The following is a 17995-nucleotide window of genomic DNA, read 5'->3' as shown; positions in this document are numbered from 1 at the left end:
ACCGTGGCCACTTTCGTTTTACGGTGGAAACACTAGACTGTGCGGTATGAGCGAAGTGGGCAGTGGCATGAATATCGGCAGCGACTACAGCGGCACAGAGAAAACAGAGAAGACGGATAAAGCGACGCTGCGCCACCATATACTGTCTCGGCGCAAGCGCGTTCCAGCGGAAGAATGCGGAGCGGCCGGTGAATTGCTGGTGCGACGGTTCCCAGCACACATGATTCAGGATGGTCCCACAGTGGCGGCATATGTGTCGATGGGTTCGGAAATCGAAACCCGGCCACTGTTGCGATGGCTGCTGGCTCATGGCTGCCACGTGTTGGTGCCACGGTTGGGGTCTGGGTTGGAAATTGGCTGGAGTGTGCTGGATTCATTGGAATTCTTGCGCTCGATGGATGCAGTGGGTGGCGCGAACAATGCCGGTAGCTGCAGCTCTCCCAGCACCGTCCATCGCGGACCCGATGAGCCATCCTCTAGCACCGTCCATCACAGACCGGACGAGCCAACTGGCGCAGTTCTACCGCCCGAAGCGTTGGAGAAGGCCGATCTGGTCATCGCTCCGGCTTTGGCAGTGGACCCGCAGGGCAATCGTCTGGGGCGTGGTGCCGGCTGGTATGACCGGGCCTTGGCTCACCGCAAGCCCGCATGTCCCCTGATTGCGGTGTGCTGGCCGTGGGAGGTGTTGGACACCGATTTGCCGGCCGAACCACATGATGTGCCGGCCGACGGAGTGCTGACGCCGGAGGGATACCGGCGGCTTAGCTCATCGGGCCGGTTGAGCTGACCGGCCGGCCAAGATACTCGGCGCAAGCCAGACTGACCAACCGGCCACGCACACTGGCCGATGGAACCAGAGTGGCAACAGCAAGCCGGCCAGTAAGACCGTAACGCCAATGTGTCAGGGCGGCGACTAGGATATGAACGGTTGCACGGCATGGTGTTGCACGCCATGCACGAGAAATATGACTTTGTTGGAGGAATCCGTTGCCTACCTATCATTACCGTTGCAAGAACTGCGGCTATGACTTCACCGAACAGCAGTCGTTCAATGACGACCCGATTACCGTGTGCCCCAAGTGCTCGCAGGAGCAGGTGCACAAGGTGTATTCCGCCGTGCCGATTGAGTTCAAGGGTCACGGATTCTACCGCACCGACAAATCCGGCAAGTAAGGTCGGCTCCCCGTTTTTCCTCGGTAAAAGATGGTGTCGACGGCGGTATGCCGCGGATATTGGCACTACGGGCACTGTCTGTTGCACGGGTTTGAAGCGTTGTGGATAACTTGGCAAGCTAGAACCACATAGGTCGATTCAGCTTGCGCTTACGAAAAACTTCAGGTCATCATGGTTGCATGGTGACCTTTTCGTTTATTAAGCCGCCTGCGCGCGGTTCATTGCGGCGACGGCGCATGGCGGATGCCTTGCGCCGACTTACTGCTGCGTTGTGCGTGGGACTCGCAGTGTTGTTTGGGCTTGAAGCCGTATTGGCCGTGGTAGAGACCGAGCCGATGGTGGTGGCCGCTCGTTCGATTCGACGGGGTGACATTATTCTGGCCGTCGACGTTCAGTTGGCTGCTATGCCGGTATCTGCGATAGGCCCGTCTTGGGCGGGCAATATTGAGGATGTGGTGGGCAAGGTGGCGCAAATCGATATCGAAGCAGCCGATCCCATTTCCACGCATATGGCCAGAGATGCGCCCGTAACACCGACCGGCACTACGGTGATTGAAGTCCGCTTGGCCAGTAGCGTCGACGATGTATTGGCCGGCGATCGGGTGAGACTGGTTTCCGCCGTCGGTTGCGAAGGTGCCGATTGCACGCTGGCCGAGAATGCCACGGTGATGAATGTCGGCAAACCGGATACGACTGGCGCATTGGGAGGCAACGACCGACTGGTGTCGTTCGCAATGCCACCGGAGGCCGCGGCCAAGGTTATGGAGCTGCAACAGGCCGGAGCGATTATGGCCGTTGTGCGGTAGGAAGCGGAATCGGCCTTCGGCCGATGCTGTGTTTTCCGTAGCCGTAGGGCTGCGGAAAACACAGAGTTGGGGCGCACAGAGTGCGCCCCAACTTCTACTCGCGCTCGTTGAAAACAGCCCAGTGTGGCGGCAGTTCGCCGAGGATGCGTTTGTCGTCGTCGGATTGCCGTTGTTGGTTGGTCTGCATGTCTCCGGGCTCGAGTTTGACGCCGTCAGCGTCAAACTGCTCAGTGCCCTTCATCACCACGCGCTTGTGCTTGCGCGGCGTGCGCCGTGTAGCCGAGTATTCCGCCATGATTATTCAACCTCGCGGTAGATCTCGCCGATACGGCTGACGATACGGTCGACTTCCTTATCGGGGTTCACAAAGGCGGCGACACTCCAGACGGTCATCACATTCCAGCCCAAGGAAATGAGATCCTGTGCCGACAAACGATGACGCCTGCGCGTGGATTGCACGGACATAAAGTTCGCGTCATCGGTCTGCACGGCCAAGGCAAACGGCTTGTCCTTTAATCCCACCACGAGCGGAATCTTCACGCCCTTGTCGAATCCATAATCAACAGCAGCGTTCAGTCCTCGCGCGCGCAACCTGTCGGCGATATCGTCGAACAGCACGTTGCCGCCTGCCGCACCACGCAACGGAAGCACCGGACGGTCGTCAAGCTGTTCGGCCCACGTCAACATGGTCTTCAGGAACCGAGAACCGGACTGGTGCAGTCGTTCTTCATCCAAATCTTCGGAACCAAAGGCCGACACAATATCCAAGCTGTGGTCCGCCAATGCCAGGGCATCCAGCAACAGTCCGCGACCGCCTGTGCTTTCGAGCGGGCCGAACTGCTGAAGCAGACGTCCATGCGTGGTTTTCGCATAGCACATCGTCAGAATCACGTCAGTGGCACGACCTCCGGCCACGTCACGCAAGGAAACCAGCCGCACATGGCGCAGGAATCGGCCCATCGCCTTGGATTTGCCTGCCAACGATTTCAATTCGGCACCCAAGCGTGTGCGGAATGCGTCGGTCAACGTCACGACCACAAGTCGATAGCTGGAAGGAACCACGGCAAAACCGGCGGCACGCTGTGTAATCAGACGCACCACTTCATCAATCTCCGGCTGGCTGGATTCCACCAGGCCAGAAGACATAACCGGCACACCGCTCGCTTCCACACGGTGGAATCGCACCTCACCGGCAGCCGGCTCGGTGGCCACATCATAGCGAACAGGACCATATCCCTCGGATTCAAGGAATGCGGACAGGCGCGGCGCACGGCGAGACGGGGCAGCATCCACCTCGATATGAGGCAACGTGTCGATCAGCTGCTTGACGCTTTCGCTGGTTACCGTCGCGCAGTGGGCGATCACCACCACCTGCTGCACGCGGCCGATGATGGACAGCAACTCGATAGCGGGAATGTGCGCGCACGCATCGAGAATCGCCACATCAGCCAGCACACCCGGCTCGGTGAGTGCGGCGAGCGTACCCGGTGCGGCCACCAGAATCGGCTTGGCCGCGGCCAGAATCTCCGGATGATCACGGCGAATCCTGCTCAGCGACACACTGGAGCGTCCTGCCAGCACGGTGTGCATCTGGTTGGCTTCCTGAGTGCGGGAGAACAGCATGTCGCACAGGCGGCGCATGGATTCCTGCGACACCATCGGTCCAATGGAGCGCACGTGCTCCACATCGACCTGTGCGAAGCGGTCGGATGCGGTCTGCAGCGCGGCACCATCCTGGTTGGAGATGATGGCGGACGAACGCACAATGTCCTCAAACACGGTGGTCCACCAGGCCAGCTGCACTTCGCCGCGCACCTGCTCCACGCTCACTCGGCGAGCGTTGAGATCGGCGACCAGTTCGTTCAGTCCGGCAGAGGCGAATTCCTGCTCCAGCAGGCAACGCTCCGGCAAGGTGTCCAGTGCCTTGCGATCATCCAGCAGTGCTTTCAGGCGTGCTTCCACCTTCTCGAAATCGGCGGTTTCCAGATTGCCACCAGCGGGTGTGGTGGAAAGCACGGTATCCAGCGCGGTCATATTGCTGACCAGCGCCTCTTGGGTGGAAATGATCTCGTCGAGCTTGCTGGGCAGCACCGGCCAACCGCCGTGAGGCACGAACTGATGCCACTGCTCCCCTTGCTTGGCGACTACCTTCAACGCTTCGTGCAAGTCCTCGACCTGCGCGCCGACGCGCAACAGATCCTTGGCTTCCTTGATGTGGCGGCGGCGCTCCCAGAATCCCATCGACGTGCCTTCGGCCTTGCGCTGGCTCTTCGGCTTGGTGGCCTCGATCATGGAGCTGATGTCTCGCTCGAAAATCTCCGGCTGGAACACGTCAAGCACTCGTCGCAGATTCTTCAAAACCGTAACCTGACGCTCCCACTCGCGGGTGGTGGGAGGAACCGGGAATCCGCAGGTCTGCACGGTGCGTGTCACCTGCTCACGGGTGGCGGGCAGGAAGCGACGCAGCAAATCGTCCACGCGCTGGTAGTCGGTTACTGCCTGTTCTTCAGTGGTGATGGACGCCTTGTACCATGCGGTGTCTTCCGGGCCGATGGTGTATTCGCCGAGCTCGCCGGCGCGTTCCATCTTGCCGATCCATGTGTCAATATCGTTGGCGATGCTCAGGGCACTTGACTCGTCAAGTCGAACGTGGGTGGCAGGGTGCGTCGGGAGCACGGAGATACGGGCCAGATTCTGAATGGTCTCGTATGCGGACACATTCCACTTATCGTTGACCCCGTGCAGGTCGCCCAAGTAGCGGGTCAAGCGCGAGCGCACGCCCACGAGTTCGTCGGCCAGCTGGTCGAATCGCTGGGTGGCGACTCCGGGCTGGAATCCGACTGCGGCAATCAGCTGCTTATCAAGCGCGGCGTTGGCGTGTTCATCGGATACATCCAGTACCTGCGCCTTCATCTCATTGGCGGAGGCCGTCTGGATGAACAGACGCTTCTGCTCGGCCACGCCGGGCACGTACAGCACGGAACGACCATTCATCAGGCAGCGCGATGCGATGGCCACAGCCTGCTCCGCGGTGCCCTTCGGGAAGGTGCCGTCGACCACGATGCTATGGCCGTTGGCGGCAAGCGACGCGGCATATCGCACCGTATTGTCCACATCGCCGACTTCGTACTCGGCATGCGGGTCTACGTCGAAAGGACTGTATTGCGGAATATTGGCGTCTTTGAGCGCGGTGCGGGCGGATTCGTCGCCGGCAAGCGCGTCCAACAGCACATTGCCGGTGGGGCCGTTCTCCAGCTGGTCGATAAACTGTCGGCTTTCGCTGATCATCTGCGACGAGGGGTCCATGAAGCATCCGAGCACAATCTGGCGCTCGATGGCGAAGTCGGAAATACGCTCCGATGCTTCGGACGAAATACGGGCGAACATCGCGGAAGTTTCGGGAGTGCCACTGTCATAGCTGGCACCGTCAAACAGGGAATCCTCATCCAGGAACACCCCCTGCTCGCGCAATGCATTGACGAACGCGGCGTTCAGGGTCACGCGACCGGTGAATCGAATGGTGGTCGACAAGCCATCATCCGCGATCGTGACGCTCACCGGGTACAACAGTACCGGCAGCGCGTTGCCCTTCCACGTGGCCACGCCGACCACGAGCGACAACTCCGCCACGCCGGAAATCCTGCGCTTGGCGGCCTGGTCATCCAGTACGCGCCCGATATGGCGTTCGGCGGCCTTAAGCACACCCGTGTCACGGAACAACGAATCCAACCGGACATGGCCGGAAGCGAACAGCTGGGCGATGCCGGAGGGATGGGCATGGGTCATCTCCAGCTTCGCGGCCAGTTGATTCACATCCTCGAGCGGCGATGGCGGCTGCATGCTGCGGTATTGGTCACGCCAGCGACGGATGCGATTCAGACCTTCCGTGAGATTCTGGTTCTGAGTCTGGCTCTGGGTCATCTCTCGACTCACTTTCCAACCGCTTCGCGGTATTCCTGATAGCCCTTGTTGTGAGACAGGGCTTCGTCAATATCGGCCTCGCCACGGGCGGCGAGCCAAGAATACATGTCATCGTACAGGTACGGATTCATGGCGAGGAACGCCAGCAATTCAGGATGACGGGCGACTTCGAACTGAACATTGAAATCTTGCGTGGTTTTTGCCTCGTCAGAGGTCAGGCCATCGACTTCGACTGCCGGCTCCTGTGCTTTCAGCTCGCCCTTGGCCACACGCTCGAACACCGAGCCGGGCTCGAAGACTGGGGTGTGTACGCTCGTGGAGTAGATATCAGACGCTTCGGAGACCGACTGCTGGGCGGTTTCGGTTTCGGCAGCCGGCTGCTGATCGTCCGGTACGTCAGCTGCCGGCTGGTCGGTTTCAGACTGGGCGGTTGCCGGCTGAGCGATCTCAGGCTGGGTGTTTTCAGACTGAACGTTTTCGGCTGACTTGCTTGCGCCAGCCGCTGCATCGGATTCAACAACCGCCGCCGATGCCACTGCCGGCTCGCTTGTGCTGGGAGAGTGCTTAACGACAGCATGGGCGATGGCATCTACCGGGACAATACCGGAGATTCTGCTGTGCTTGGACGCGGGCGCTACGGTCGACGACTCAGGCTCAGTTTGCTGCTTCGGCAGTACCACGGAGTCCATGGCCTGCTGGGTTTTGCGTTCGGTCTCCTGCTCGGCATGCTGGGCCAGCGCATCCGCGAACAGGTCACGGGGTATGGCCGGCTCATCGTTTTTCGTCACGGGCTGCGTGATATTCAGTGAGCCAAGTTCAAGTTCGTCAACCTTGCGTCGCACATTATCCGCGCTGAAGATGGCGGTCGGCTCGCCGGCCCGCAAATCAAGAATATCGTCGACGGACATATCCGCCGCATCCGGCTCCTGCGGTGCTTCGTGAACCGCATAGCCAAACAAATCAGGCACCTTGAGGTCGAGCGGCTTTGCCACTGGATCGTCGATACGAATGAAGTCCGCAGGCACATCACCGAACTGCATGCGCATGGGAGACGCCGGCAACAGGAACTCGGTATTGGCCGGCAAGCGCAACAAATCGCCATTTTCCCGCACCACATACGATCCATTGGTCGATCCAAGATCGCGGACCGAGGCCGTACCGTTGCTTTTTACCGTGAACATGGCGTGCCGTTTGGACATCGATTTGGTTTGATCGGCGACGTCAAGGCGGGTGTTGCCATCATCGGCAAGGGGGCGTAACGGCTTACGGCCGATTTCCACGCACTCCCCCGGCTTGACGCTGATCCGGTCGACACCGTTGATCTTCACCGTCCACTCGCTCACCGTGACCGCCTTCCTGGACACACTATTTGAACACACTACGTGCCATTGTGTCATCTTTTACCGGCTTTTGGCGGATTACTGGGCACAGAATTGACAACTTTCGCTCATTGCCAGCTTTGTGATTCCACGCCGGATCGCGTTCTCCGCCTCGCCCTCGTCAACTAGTCTACTCAGTATGCGGAAACCCCGCAGCCTGAAACACAGGTGCGGGGTTCCTCGAAAAGCTGTGATTGCGGCTTATGCCGCACAAATCACTTGAGCTCGACGGAGGCACCAGCCTCTTCCAGCTGAGCCTTGGCCTTCTCGGCATCTTCCTTCTTGGCCTTCTCGAGGACGGCCTTCGGAGCGCCGTCGACAAGAGCCTTGGCCTCGGCCAGGCCGAGGGAGGTGATGGCGCGGACAGCCTTGATGACCTGGATCTTCTTGTCGCCGACGGCGGAGAGGATGACGTCGAACTCATCCTTCTCTTCCTCGGCCGGAGCGGCGGCACCGGCAACAGCGGCGACGGCGGCGACCGGAGCGGCGGCCTCGACGTCGAACTTCTCCTCGAAGGCCTTCACAAACTCGGAGAGCTCGACCAGGGTCATCTCGCCGAAGGCTTCCAGCAGCTCATCGTTGGTGTACTTAGCCATTATGGCTTCCTTTCAATCTTGGCGGCGGACGAAGTGGTAGATCCGCTGCCTAATAAACCTTATTGTTTAAATTATCGAAGCGACTGATTCATGCCGTGAGGGCGTAAATCAGGCAGCCTTCTCCTGCTTTTCGCGCAGGGCGTCGATCGTGCGCACAGCCTTGGTAGGCAGGGCGTTGAACAGGTACGCGGCCTTGGCCATCGATGCCTTGATGTCGCCGGCGAATTCGGCAAGCAGCTGCGGGCGGGACTTGAGGTCTGCCAGCTTCTTGGCGCCCTCGGCATCGTAGACAGTGCCGTCAGCGGCGGCACCCTTGATGACAAGAGCCTTATTGTCCTTGGCGAAGTCACGGATGACCTTCGCAGCCTCGATGAAGTCGCCCTTCACGAAGGTGATGGCGGTCGGGCCGGAGAGAATCTCGTCGAGACCCTCAATGCCCGCTTCCTTGGCGGCGATGCGTGCCAGCGTGTTCTTTGCCACGGTGTAGGAAGTATCGCGGCCTAGCTTTTCACGCAGATCGGAAATCTGCGGAACGGTAAGCCCGCGGTACTCGGTCAGGTAGACGGCGTCAGCGTTACGGAATTCTTCCGTAAGCTGAGCGACTACCGCTTCCTTTTCGGGCCTCTTCATGGCGTTCCTTCCTAAGTCGGCCGTTGACTTGGAGTTCGGAACTTTCGGCCGGGCAACAAAAAAGCCCTGCACACAGGCAGAGCAATACAATCTCGCGAAGCGACCTTCGCCGGCCCTTGACGGGCTTATATCTCTCAACCTGCGCTGGCTTGGCGAACCAAACTTCGGAAATGCACTCGCGCGCACTTCAACCAACGGTCTGTGGTTTACAGATGATTAGACTACGGATGGTCAGCGACATTGCAGAATTCGGGCGTGTCGCGGGGCGTTACAGCGCGGCGGCGTACTGGGCTACGGACGCGGTGACTTCCTTCAGATAGTCGAGCGAGCGACGCCAGTGGCCAGGCACCTCGATCGAATGGTTGGCATCCGGACATTCGTGCACGTGCGGGGTGAGCGCGTTGGCGCGGGCTCGATCGTAGAACGGATCGGCGGTGCCGGCGCAGATCAGCGGTGCCGGGCCGGAGTATCGGGAGCTGGCGGCGTGCGACTGGCCGGCCAGTTCTGCGCGGATGATCGCCCTTGCTTCGGCCACGCTCGGGGCCTCGGATTCGGCGACGATATCATCGCCGACAGCCGGCACCGGAATCACCCGGGCGGATGGATCGAAGTCGGCGTGATGCAGCACCGGGGTCAGCAGCACGAACGGCAGACCGTAGTGTGAGGCCACATGTGGGTAGGTCATCGTCGTCAACGACTTGCCGATCAGCAACAGGCGAGGGCCGGACGGGGTGTCGGAATCACCGGCTTTACCCGCGCCGGACTCGCGCGCGGCGGCCACCCAGCCGTCAATCGCCTGATTGAGGACCGGAATCACCGTGGACAGGTCGTCGGAAGCGTTGCGTACGTTCATGCGGTCGATTCGCCAGCCGGCCTCGACCAGAGCCTGGGCCGACCAGTAGAGCAGCGGGCGGTCGCAGTTGTAGCCGGTGCCGGGCATCAGCAGTACGCGGCCGTACTCCTGGCCAGGTTTGACGACGTTCTTCTTCCAAGAGGTGATGCTGACTTCGACGGCCGGTTTCATCGCGCGCCTTCCTTCCACGGGTGTGCCCTGCGTGTCCCCTGAGTTGTTTCGAATTATTCTGGCAGTCAGTCTACTCCCGGACCCGTTCACGTTACCTTCACAAGCTATAATCGGCCACGGTTCTGATTGGGTGCGCAACACCTGACGCGCGTTGGGCAGGCCGATCAGGGCGAGTCGCAATTCTCGCCGGGGCCAGCCGCAGCATTATGCGCGCGGTGCGCAGCCCCGCATAAACCCAAGGAAGTAGAGAGTAGATGGAGAAATTCTTCCATTTGAAGGAAAACGGCACGACCGTCTCGACTGAGATTCTGGCCGGCCTGACCACGTTCTTCGCGATGGCCTACGTCATCGTCGTCAACCCGCAAATCCTGTCGCAGACGGGCATGCCGTGGGGCGGCGTGTTCCTGGCCACCATCATCGCCGCCATCATCGGCACCCTGGTCATGGGCCTGTTCGCCAACGTGCCGTACGCCCAGGCCGCCGGCATGGGTCTCAACGCGTTCTTCACCTACACCGTATGCTTCGGCCTCGGCTTCACCTGGCAGCAGACCATGTGCATGGTGTTCCTGTGCGGCCTGATCAATATCCTCATCACCGTCACCAGAATCCGCAAGATGATCATCCTGGCCATCCCCGAGCCTCTGCAGCGCGCCATCGGCGGCGGCATCGGCCTGTTCGTGGCCTACGTGGGCATGCTGAACGTCGGACTGATCAAGTTCACCCCCGGCGACCCGAAAGCCGCGGCCAAGGGAGGCGCCGTGGCGGCGACCCCGGGTCTGGCCGACTTCAACGACAAGGTGCTGTGGGTCTTCCTGATCGGCCTCGTACTGGCCATTGTGTTCACCGTGATGAAGGTTAAGGGCGGCATGCTGCTGGCCATCGCCATCACCACCGTGATTGGCATCCCGTTCGGCGTGACCACCTGGTCCAACTCGCAGTCCATCAGCGAAACCTTCTCCCAGCTGCCGCAGACCTTCGGCGCGATCTTCTCCGCTGAGGGCTTCCCGGCGCTGTTCTCCGACGTCTCTAAGCTGCCTCTGGTCATCGTGACCATCTTCGCCTTCTCCATGTCCGATACGTTCGACACCCTGGGCACTTTCATCGGCACCGGCCGCCGCACCGGCATCTTCTCCGCCGAGGATGAGAAGGCTCTGGAGAACGGCCACGGCTTCTCCTCCAAGATGGACAAGGCCCTGTTCGCCGACTCCATCGCCACCTCCATTGGCGCTATCTGCGGCACCTCGAACACCACCACCTACGTCGAGTCTTCCGCTGGCATCGCCGCAGGCGGCCGCACCGGCCTGACCTCCGTGGTTGTGGCGATCTGCTTCGCCCTGTCCGCGTTCCTGGCCCCGGTCGTCTCTGCCGTGCCGTCCGCCGCGACCGCCGGCGTGCTGGTGATCGTCGGATGCATGATGGCCGCCTCCCTGAAGGAAGTCAGGTGGGACGACATCGCCGAGGCCATTCCGGCGTTCTTCGCCGCCGTGTTCATGGCCTTCTCCTACTCCATCTCCTACGGCATCGCCGGCGGCTTCATCATGTACTGCATCGTGAAGACCTGCAAGGGCAAGGCCAAGGAGGTTCACCCGATCATCTGGATTGTGGCCGCGCTGTTCATTCTGGACTTCGTGTGCATGGCGATTCTGTAACGCTGATTGACAACGGATTAGCCTTTAAGGATTAATCCGCCGCCATACGGCATAAAGGCCGGGCTCTCACAAGGGCCCGGCCTTTGTTGTTGCCACAGTGATCAACGCCCATGAGTACCTTCGATGATCATCCGCCATTCAATCAACGGCTGGCCATGACTCGGACATGGCGCGGCACGGCAAGCGGATTTTGCTGTTGGGCATAACAACAGACGAGAGAATAGATCCGGTCGTGAGCAACAGGATAGGTGCCATGCGGTGCCGTGTACAAACTGTTGTCAGTTGTCAACGCTTTTTAGCGTGGCTCCAATCATCTTAATGGCTGTTTTCCGCCATTCTTGATGCATGAGAATAGTTGTCAACTGACAACTGAATGTACATGGCAGCAGCACGAGTGCCCTATTCAACATCGAAATATGTAGCGCGAAGAAGCCGAAAAACCAAAAGGCTTCTATACCGAATGAAACGGTATAGAAGCCTTTTGGTTTGCGATTAAGCTCTTCTCACCCGAGAGAAGCTAGAGAACAATCAGTCCTCGAATGCCGAACCGTTAAGCGGGAAGCCCTGCGGGCTTCCCGTAGGTGAGGGGGGGGGAGCGGCTATGCCGCGACCGATCCGTGAAAGGGCTTTAGTCCTCGAACGGATCAAAGTCGCGACGGACGCGGCGACGCGGGCGCTCAGTGCGCTCTTCGCGGTCAGCGCGGTAGTCGTCGTAGTTGTCGTCGGTGGCATAGCGCGGGTTGCGGTCCGAGCCACGGCCACGGCCGCCACGGAAACCGCCACGGCGGTCATCACGATCGGCACGGTCATCGCGATCGGCAGAACGACGGCGACGCGGACGATCATCATCACGGGAGTCGCGAGCATCACGGTCATCGCGATCGTCGAAGTCACGGTCGGCAGAACGACGGCGACGCGGACGATCATCATCGCGATCATCGCGATCGAAGTCACGGTCATCGGAGCGACGGCGACGCGGACGGTCGTCGTAATCATCCTCGAAGTCATCGGAGCGACGGCGACGCGGACGGTCGTCACGATCGTCGAAGTCACGGTCATCGCGATCGGAGCGACGGCCACGGCCGCCACGGCGATCGTCACGGTCACCACGGCCACGGCCGCCACGGCGGTCATCGCGATCGCCACGGCTCGGTCGGGCGTTGTTCTCCTGATCCTCGAAACCAGGGATGGCCAGGGAGATCTTGCCGCGATCATCGACACCCTGAACGATCACCTCAACGGTGTCGCCTTCCTTGAGCACGTCTTCGACGGCGTCAATACGCTCGCCGTTGGCCAGGTTGCGGATCTGGGAGATGTGCAGCAGGCCGTCGGTGCCGGGGGTGAGGTTCACGAAAGCGCCGAACGACGTGGTCTTGACGACCTTGCCGTTGTAGGTTTCGCCGGCCTCGGGCACGTGCGGGTTGGCGATGGAATCGATGATGGACTTGGCCTTCTTAGCGGCCTCGCCACCCTCGGAGGAGATGAAGACGGTACCGTCATCCTCGATAGCGATCTCAGCACCGGTGTCTTCCTGAATCTGGTTGATCATCTTGCCCTTCGGGCCGATGACCTCGCCGATCTTCTCGACCGGGACGGTGGTGGTGATGATGCGCGGAGCGAACTCGCTCATCTCAGCCGGGCCGTCGATGCACTCGTTGATGACCTCGAGAATCGTGGCGCGAGCTTCCTTGGCCTGCTGCAGAGCGGCGGCCAGGATATCGGCGGGGATGCCGTCGAGCTTGGTGTCGAGCTGCAGGGCAGTGATGAACTCAGAGGTACCCGCCACCTTGAAGTCCATGTCGCCGAAGGCATCCTCGGCGCCCAGGATATCGGTGAGGGTCTTGAAGATGTGCTGGCCATCAACATCGCCGGACACAAGGCCCATGGCGATGCCGGCAACCGGAGCCTTCAGCGGCACGCCAGCAGCCAAAAGGCTCAGCGTGGAGGCGCAGACGGAACCCATGGAAGTGGAACCGTTGGAGCCGATGGCCTCGGAGACCTGGCGGATGGCGTAGGGGAACTCTTCACGGCTCGGCAGCACCGGCACAAGAGCCTTCTCAGCGAGGGCGCCGTGGCCGATTTCGCGGCGCTTCGGGGAGCCGACGCGGCCGGTCTCACCAGTGGAGTACGGCGGCATCTCGTAGTTGTGCATGTAGCGCTTGGACTGCGGACCGGACAGCGCGTCGATCTGCTGCTCCATCTTGAGCATGTTCAGGGTGGTGACGCCCAGAATCTGGGTCTCGCCACGCTGGAACAGGGCGGAACCGTGCACGCGAGGCACAATGTCCACCTCGGCGGACAGGGTGCGGATGTCGCGCAGGCCACGGCCGTCGATGCGGTAGTCCTCGGTCAGGATGCGGCGACGCACGATCTGGCGCTGCAGTTCCTTGAAGGCGTTGCCGAGTTCCTTGTCCTTCTCGGCATCGTCCATATCGGTGAACTCGTCCGCGAGCACCTCGCGCACGTGCTCCTTGATCTCGTGGATGCGGTCCTGGCGCGGCAGCTTCTCGGCGATGGAGAGGGCCTCGTCCAGATCCTGATGGGCAATCTCGTCGATGCGGGCATACAGCTCGTCGGTGTACTCCGGGAAGAGCTGGAATTCCTTGGTCTCCTTGGCGGCGATCTTCTTGAGCTCGTCCTGAGCCTCGCAGATCACCTTGATGAACGGCTTGGCGGCTTCAAGACCACCGGCCACGACCTCCTCATCGGGCTTGGTCTGACCCTCGTCATAGATGAGGTGCCAGGCGTTCTTGCCGGCACCCGCCTCGATCATGGCGATGGCGACATCACCGTTCTCGACCACACGGCCGGCGACCACGATCTCGAACACGGCGCGCTCACGCTCGCTCCAACGCGGGAAGGCGACCCACTGGCCGTCGATCAGCGCCAGACGCACACCGGACACCGGGCCCTCGAAAGGCAGGCCGGAGATCATGGTGGAGGCGGAAGCGGCGTTCAGGGCGATGACATCGTAAGCGTCATCAGGGTTCACGGCGAGCACGGTCTCGACGACCTGCACTTCGTTGCGCAGGGTGTGCGGGAACAGCGGGCGCAGCGGGCGGTCGATGATGCGGCAGGCGAGGATGGCCTCGGAGCTCGGGCGGCCTTCACGGCGGAAGAACGAGCCTGGAATCTTGCCGGCAGCGTACATCTTCTCTTCGACATCGACGGTCAGCGGGAAGAAGTCGTAGTTCTCCTTCGGGCTGGAACCGGCGGTGGTGGTGGACAGAATCATGGAATCGTCGTCGAGGTAGGCGGCCACAGCGCCATCGGCCTGCTGGGCGAGGCGGCCGGTCTCGAAGCGCAGCGTGCGCTTGCCAAACGATCCATTGTCGATTACGGCCTCAACGGCCTTGATTTCGGGACCCTCCATAGGGTTCCTCCTTCTTTAATTTTCTAATTATTCCTACATACTGTGCTGCGGTTTGGCGACTCGCTTGAACCGCAACTGTCCTCTTCAGCGGACGTCACATACCTTGTTTCGACTGGCCCCTTGGCCGTCGTTCCTCGTGTCAACCCCTTCATTCGGGTTCTCCTGTCGGCCTTACCTGCTGGCCTATCCTCTAACCCTCTTGCCGTTGTTGCCGTTGGCTGGCGATATGTAAACGCCCGGGCACCATCCTAGGTGCTCGGGCGGAAGTCTTCAATTATCGACGCAGACCCAGACGCTCGATGAGGGAACGGTAACGGTTGATGTCAACGCGCTTGAGGTAGTCAAGCAGGCGACGACGGTCACCGATCATCAGCTGCATACCACGACGGGAGTGGTGGTCGTGCTTGTGCTCCTTGAGGTGCTCGGTCAGGTCGGCGATACGCTTGGACAGCAGAGCCACCTGGACCTCGGGGGAACCGGTGTCACCTTCGTGCGTCGCGTACTCGTTGATAATCTGGGTCTTCTCGTCAGCCGTCAGTGCCACGGCGTCCTCCTTATTGTGTCGTTGCGCGGTGTTTCGTGCAGGTTCGCTCGAAACGCTCTCTATCCGCGGGCGAAATTACGCCAAATGAAAACTATACGGCAGGGGCCGGACTGGGGCCTCATGAGCCGAGGGTGTAAGGGATAAGGTGTAAAGGGTAAGGGTTTAAAGGGACACTCACTCCTGCCGGTACAGCCGCGAATACAATCCGCCGGCCTGCAGCAGTTCGTCATGCGTACCGGATTCGACGATCTGCCCATGATCCATGACATGGATGCGGTCGAAATCCCGAATCGATGCGAGTCTGTGCGCCACGACGATGCACGCATTGTCGGAGTCGAGCAACGCCGTCATGACATGTCGCTCGGTATCGTTGTCCAGAGCACTGGTGGGTTCGTCCATAAGTAGGAAGTCCGGTCTTCCGACGACCGCACGCGCGATGGCGACCTTCTGCCGTTGGCCGCCGGACAGGTTCATGCCGCGTTCACTGACCATGGCGTCCAAGCCGACGACCGGATCCATCATCCCCTCGTTGATGCCGGCAACCTCGCACGCCCTGACGATGTCGTCATCCGTCAGCCACGGACGGTGCAGCGTGATATTGTCGCGCAAGGTTTCGTTGAACACCGTGGATTCCTGATGCACATACGCCAGCCTGCCGGCCTTCCATCGGCTGTCCGCGTCGTAAATCCGGCATCCGCCGTCGTTGATGGTCACCGTGCCACAGACGGGTTCGATGAGTCCGGCGAGCAGTTTCAGCAGTGAGGCAAGCAGCATCGTCGCGACCAACGGCGGGAAACCGCTTTGGGCGGCGAGCGACCCCTGGTCGACCATATAGCCGGTGCCTGCGGGCACGATCAATGTCAGTCCCTGGACGACGAGCGAGAACAGCAGGCTCAGACCGATGGCGGGCATGTTCCGGCGGAGGAACCCGGTCAGGATGGAGACGGTTCCGCTGCGAGGCCGTATGGGAATGGTTGCGCAGCCGTCGTTTGTCGGTTGCGGAATCAGCACCGCGCCAGAACAGTGGGCCGCGAGTTCGCCGGGCGTATAGGCATGGCGCCCGTTCGCCGGGTCAGCGATGCGCCTTGTTCGATAAACGGGACACGGTGGCGACGCCATGATCTCATGCTTGCCGTCCGCGCGCGGGAAGGCCGAAGTCGACGTGCGTGCGGTCACGCCCGAGCGTGGACGCCTTGGTGAACGCCTCATAGTCGTCGAATTCGGCGAGCATCATATCCTTGACGAGGTGTTTGTCGTCAAGGATGATGATCCGGTCGGCCACATTCCAACAGTATTCGAGGTCATGGGTGACGGTGAGCAAAGTGCGCTCGTCGGCGCGAAGCTGGTTGACGTAATCGACGAGCAGCGAGCGGGTGATCGGATCGATGGCGTTGCTTGGCTCGTCGAGCATGATGACATGCGGGTCGAACAGCATGCCGGCGACGATGCCGACCCGTTTGCGCAGACCGGTCGAGAGTTCCGCCACCTTCTTGTCGAGATGCCCCTCCAATTCGAAGGCACGGACGAGCGGCTCATCCTCCAGCCGTTTCGAGTCGACGGTATGGCCGCCGTCCGCGATTCCCTTGCCGGACCGGAACAGCAGTTGCCGGAAGTGGATGTTGTCACGCACGGTCATCGTGCCGACGAGATTGCCGTTCTCGGTCATCTGGAACACGTCGCGCATCGACGGCACCCGACGCCTATCGATCACGCATCGCCCTTCACGGGGGCGCAGCAGTCCGACGATGAGTCTGAACAGCGTGGTCTTGCCGACGCCGTTGTATCCGAGGATCGCCAGCGACTGGCCTTGCGGCACGGTGAAGTCGATGTCCTCCAACACGGTCTGTCTCTTCTTGTAGCCGAAGGTGACGTGTTCGACGGCGATGATGGCATGTTCGCCGTTGTCGGTGCGGTCGCCGTTGTCGGTGCGGTCGGCGTGGTTGATGTGGTCGGCGGTCATATTGTCTTTCCTTGTCGTCGATTCGGTTGTGTTCGTATCCGTCATGTCCGGATGTCACAGCTCGATATTGGTGTTGATAAAATATCGAGAGAATACTCTGGTTGAAATACCGATGGCGACCACTACCAATACGACATAACCAACCGAGAACAGGCACAGCGGCATCACGTTGACGATCACAAGCATATATGCCAATTGGAGCAGGACCGCAATCAACACCAAAACCAGTTGTGCCATTGTCGGATCGCTGTTCCGGGAGACATAAACCATCGGCATTGCGCCCAAAGAACAGACGATTGTTCCTAAGACTGATACGATAAGAGCACCAATTGCATCATCTGCTCCAGCGGTTATCTGAAAGCCTGATGACAAAACACGCATAAAAGCCAGATTCAAAAGCACGGAAATCACTGTCAGGATAACAGGAAACAGGCATTTACACCAGCAGTAGCTCCAATAGGAACGACCAGACTGTATATAGAGCTCAAACAGTCCATCTCGGAAATCCTGATACAGGATGGAGACCATCACCGAGCATGACGAATAGATGAAAAACGGTCCAAAAAAGACAGCCCAAGTAAATGGGTCTAGAATGCCTGCGCCACTGGCAACCATCTCCACGAATATTGCCGTGACCATAATGATAAGAACCATACCCCAGTTCTTGAATGACTGGAAACATGCCTTGCAGTCACGAAACAGAATCGCCTTCATGCCACTTCCCCTTAACGATAACAAGTGTCAGGTATGGGTAATCATCGTACTGATACGTTCTTCAGAAATGTATAATCGGTACGTTCTTCAGTATACAAGGGGGATGCGGACGGAAAGTTGGACGCTTGGGCGTCCGGATTGGAGTCCGCATGTTTTCGATGGAGGATCGGCGCAGGGCCGTTGACCTGTATTTCACGGAGGGCATGACCATCAGGAAGGTCATTGC

At 60.1% G+C, this 17995-nt stretch carries 16 protein-coding genes; 4 read left to right on the top strand and 12 right to left on the bottom strand.

What is annotated here, in order from left to right; genetic code table 11:
- Window positions 1-46: 46 nt before the first annotated feature.
- From FYJ31_RS10160 to FYJ31_RS10150, 3 genes are all read left to right on the top strand, one after another.
- The gene (locus FYJ31_RS10160; RefSeq protein ID WP_195839495.1) at window positions 47-787 is read left to right on the top strand and encodes a 5-formyltetrahydrofolate cyclo-ligase; all 741 of its coding nucleotides are present in this window, start codon (window positions 47-49) and stop codon (window positions 785-787) included.
- Between the two features lie 200 nt (window positions 788-987).
- Window positions 988-1173 (top strand): FmdB family zinc ribbon protein, encoded by a 186-nt coding sequence (locus FYJ31_RS10155; RefSeq protein WP_013141327.1) that lies wholly within the window; start codon window positions 988-990, stop codon window positions 1171-1173.
- A gap of 236 nt (window positions 1174-1409) precedes the next feature.
- Entirely contained in the window at window positions 1410-1979 is a 570-nt protein-coding gene (locus tag FYJ31_RS10150) for an SAF domain-containing protein (RefSeq protein WP_168796150.1), read from the top strand.
- A 94-nt stretch (window positions 1980-2073) separates the two neighbouring features.
- On the opposite strand, the gene FYJ31_RS10145 is transcribed toward FYJ31_RS10150, so the two are convergent.
- From FYJ31_RS10145 to FYJ31_RS10120, 6 genes are all read right to left on the bottom strand, one after another.
- Window positions 2074-2274 (bottom strand): hypothetical protein, encoded by a 201-nt coding sequence (locus FYJ31_RS10145; protein WP_012578495.1) that lies wholly within the window; start codon window positions 2272-2274, stop codon window positions 2074-2076.
- A gap of 2 nt (window positions 2275-2276) precedes the next feature.
- On the bottom strand, window positions 2277-5900 hold the full coding sequence (locus FYJ31_RS10140; RefSeq protein WP_154536607.1) for a helicase: 3624 nt from the start codon (window positions 5898-5900) through the stop codon (window positions 2277-2279).
- An 8-nt stretch (window positions 5901-5908) separates the two neighbouring features.
- A complete protein-coding gene (locus tag FYJ31_RS10135; RefSeq protein ID WP_326831205.1) occupies window positions 5909-7243 on the bottom strand; it encodes an FHA domain-containing protein in 1335 nt (444 codons plus the stop codon).
- A gap of 251 nt (window positions 7244-7494) precedes the next feature.
- Window positions 7495-7875: a 50S ribosomal protein L7/L12 gene (gene rplL / locus FYJ31_RS10130; RefSeq protein WP_012578498.1), complete on the bottom strand. Its 381-nt coding sequence runs from the start codon at window positions 7873-7875 to the stop codon at window positions 7495-7497.
- 108 nt (window positions 7876-7983) lie between these two features.
- Window positions 7984-8505 carry a 50S ribosomal protein L10 gene (gene rplJ / locus FYJ31_RS10125; protein ID WP_007053001.1) on the bottom strand — a complete coding sequence of 174 codons (522 nt, stop codon included), beginning with the start codon at window positions 8503-8505 and terminating at the stop codon, window positions 7984-7986.
- 268 nt (window positions 8506-8773) lie between these two features.
- Window positions 8774-9529 carry a hypothetical protein gene (locus FYJ31_RS10120; protein ID WP_195839494.1) on the bottom strand — a complete coding sequence of 252 codons (756 nt, stop codon included), beginning with the start codon at window positions 9527-9529 and terminating at the stop codon, window positions 8774-8776.
- Between the two features lie 254 nt (window positions 9530-9783).
- Between FYJ31_RS10120 and FYJ31_RS10115 the strand changes: the two genes are divergently transcribed.
- Window positions 9784-11178 carry an NCS2 family permease gene (locus FYJ31_RS10115; protein WP_012578500.1) on the top strand — a complete coding sequence of 465 codons (1395 nt, stop codon included), beginning with the start codon at window positions 9784-9786 and terminating at the stop codon, window positions 11176-11178.
- 628 nt (window positions 11179-11806) lie between these two features.
- Here the strand turns inward: FYJ31_RS10115 and FYJ31_RS10110 are convergent.
- The 6 genes from FYJ31_RS10110 to FYJ31_RS12930 all read right to left on the bottom strand — a co-directional run.
- Window positions 11807-14551 carry a polyribonucleotide nucleotidyltransferase gene (locus FYJ31_RS10110; protein ID WP_154536604.1) on the bottom strand — a complete coding sequence of 915 codons (2745 nt, stop codon included), beginning with the start codon at window positions 14549-14551 and terminating at the stop codon, window positions 11807-11809.
- Window positions 14552-14825: 274 nt separating this feature from the next.
- On the bottom strand, window positions 14826-15095 hold the full coding sequence (gene rpsO / locus FYJ31_RS10105) for a 30S ribosomal protein S15 (RefSeq protein WP_007053775.1): 270 nt from the start codon (window positions 15093-15095) through the stop codon (window positions 14826-14828).
- Window positions 15096-15269: 174 nt separating this feature from the next.
- Window positions 15270-16214: an ATP-binding cassette domain-containing protein gene (locus tag FYJ31_RS10100; RefSeq protein WP_229774060.1), complete on the bottom strand. Its 945-nt coding sequence runs from the start codon at window positions 16212-16214 to the stop codon at window positions 15270-15272.
- A gap of 4 nt (window positions 16215-16218) precedes the next feature.
- Window positions 16219-17055 (bottom strand): ATP-binding cassette domain-containing protein, encoded by an 837-nt coding sequence (locus FYJ31_RS10095; protein ID WP_154536602.1) that lies wholly within the window; start codon window positions 17053-17055, stop codon window positions 16219-16221.
- 54 nt (window positions 17056-17109) lie between these two features.
- The gene (locus FYJ31_RS10090; RefSeq protein ID WP_065438661.1) at window positions 17110-17769 is read right to left on the bottom strand and encodes a hypothetical protein; all 660 of its coding nucleotides are present in this window, start codon (window positions 17767-17769) and stop codon (window positions 17110-17112) included.
- 41 nt (window positions 17770-17810) lie between these two features.
- A partial coding sequence (locus FYJ31_RS12930; RefSeq protein ID WP_229774061.1) for a hypothetical protein occupies window positions 17811-17995 on the bottom strand: 185 nt, incomplete at its 5' end.

Source organism: Bifidobacterium sp. WCA-178-WT-4B (genome assembly GCF_009696495.1).
GTDB classification, from domain to species: Bacteria; Actinomycetota; Actinomycetes; order Actinomycetales; family Bifidobacteriaceae; genus Bifidobacterium; species Bifidobacterium infantis.
Note: the sequence above shows the minus strand (reverse complement) of the source record. Positions and strands in the feature narration are given on the sequence as shown.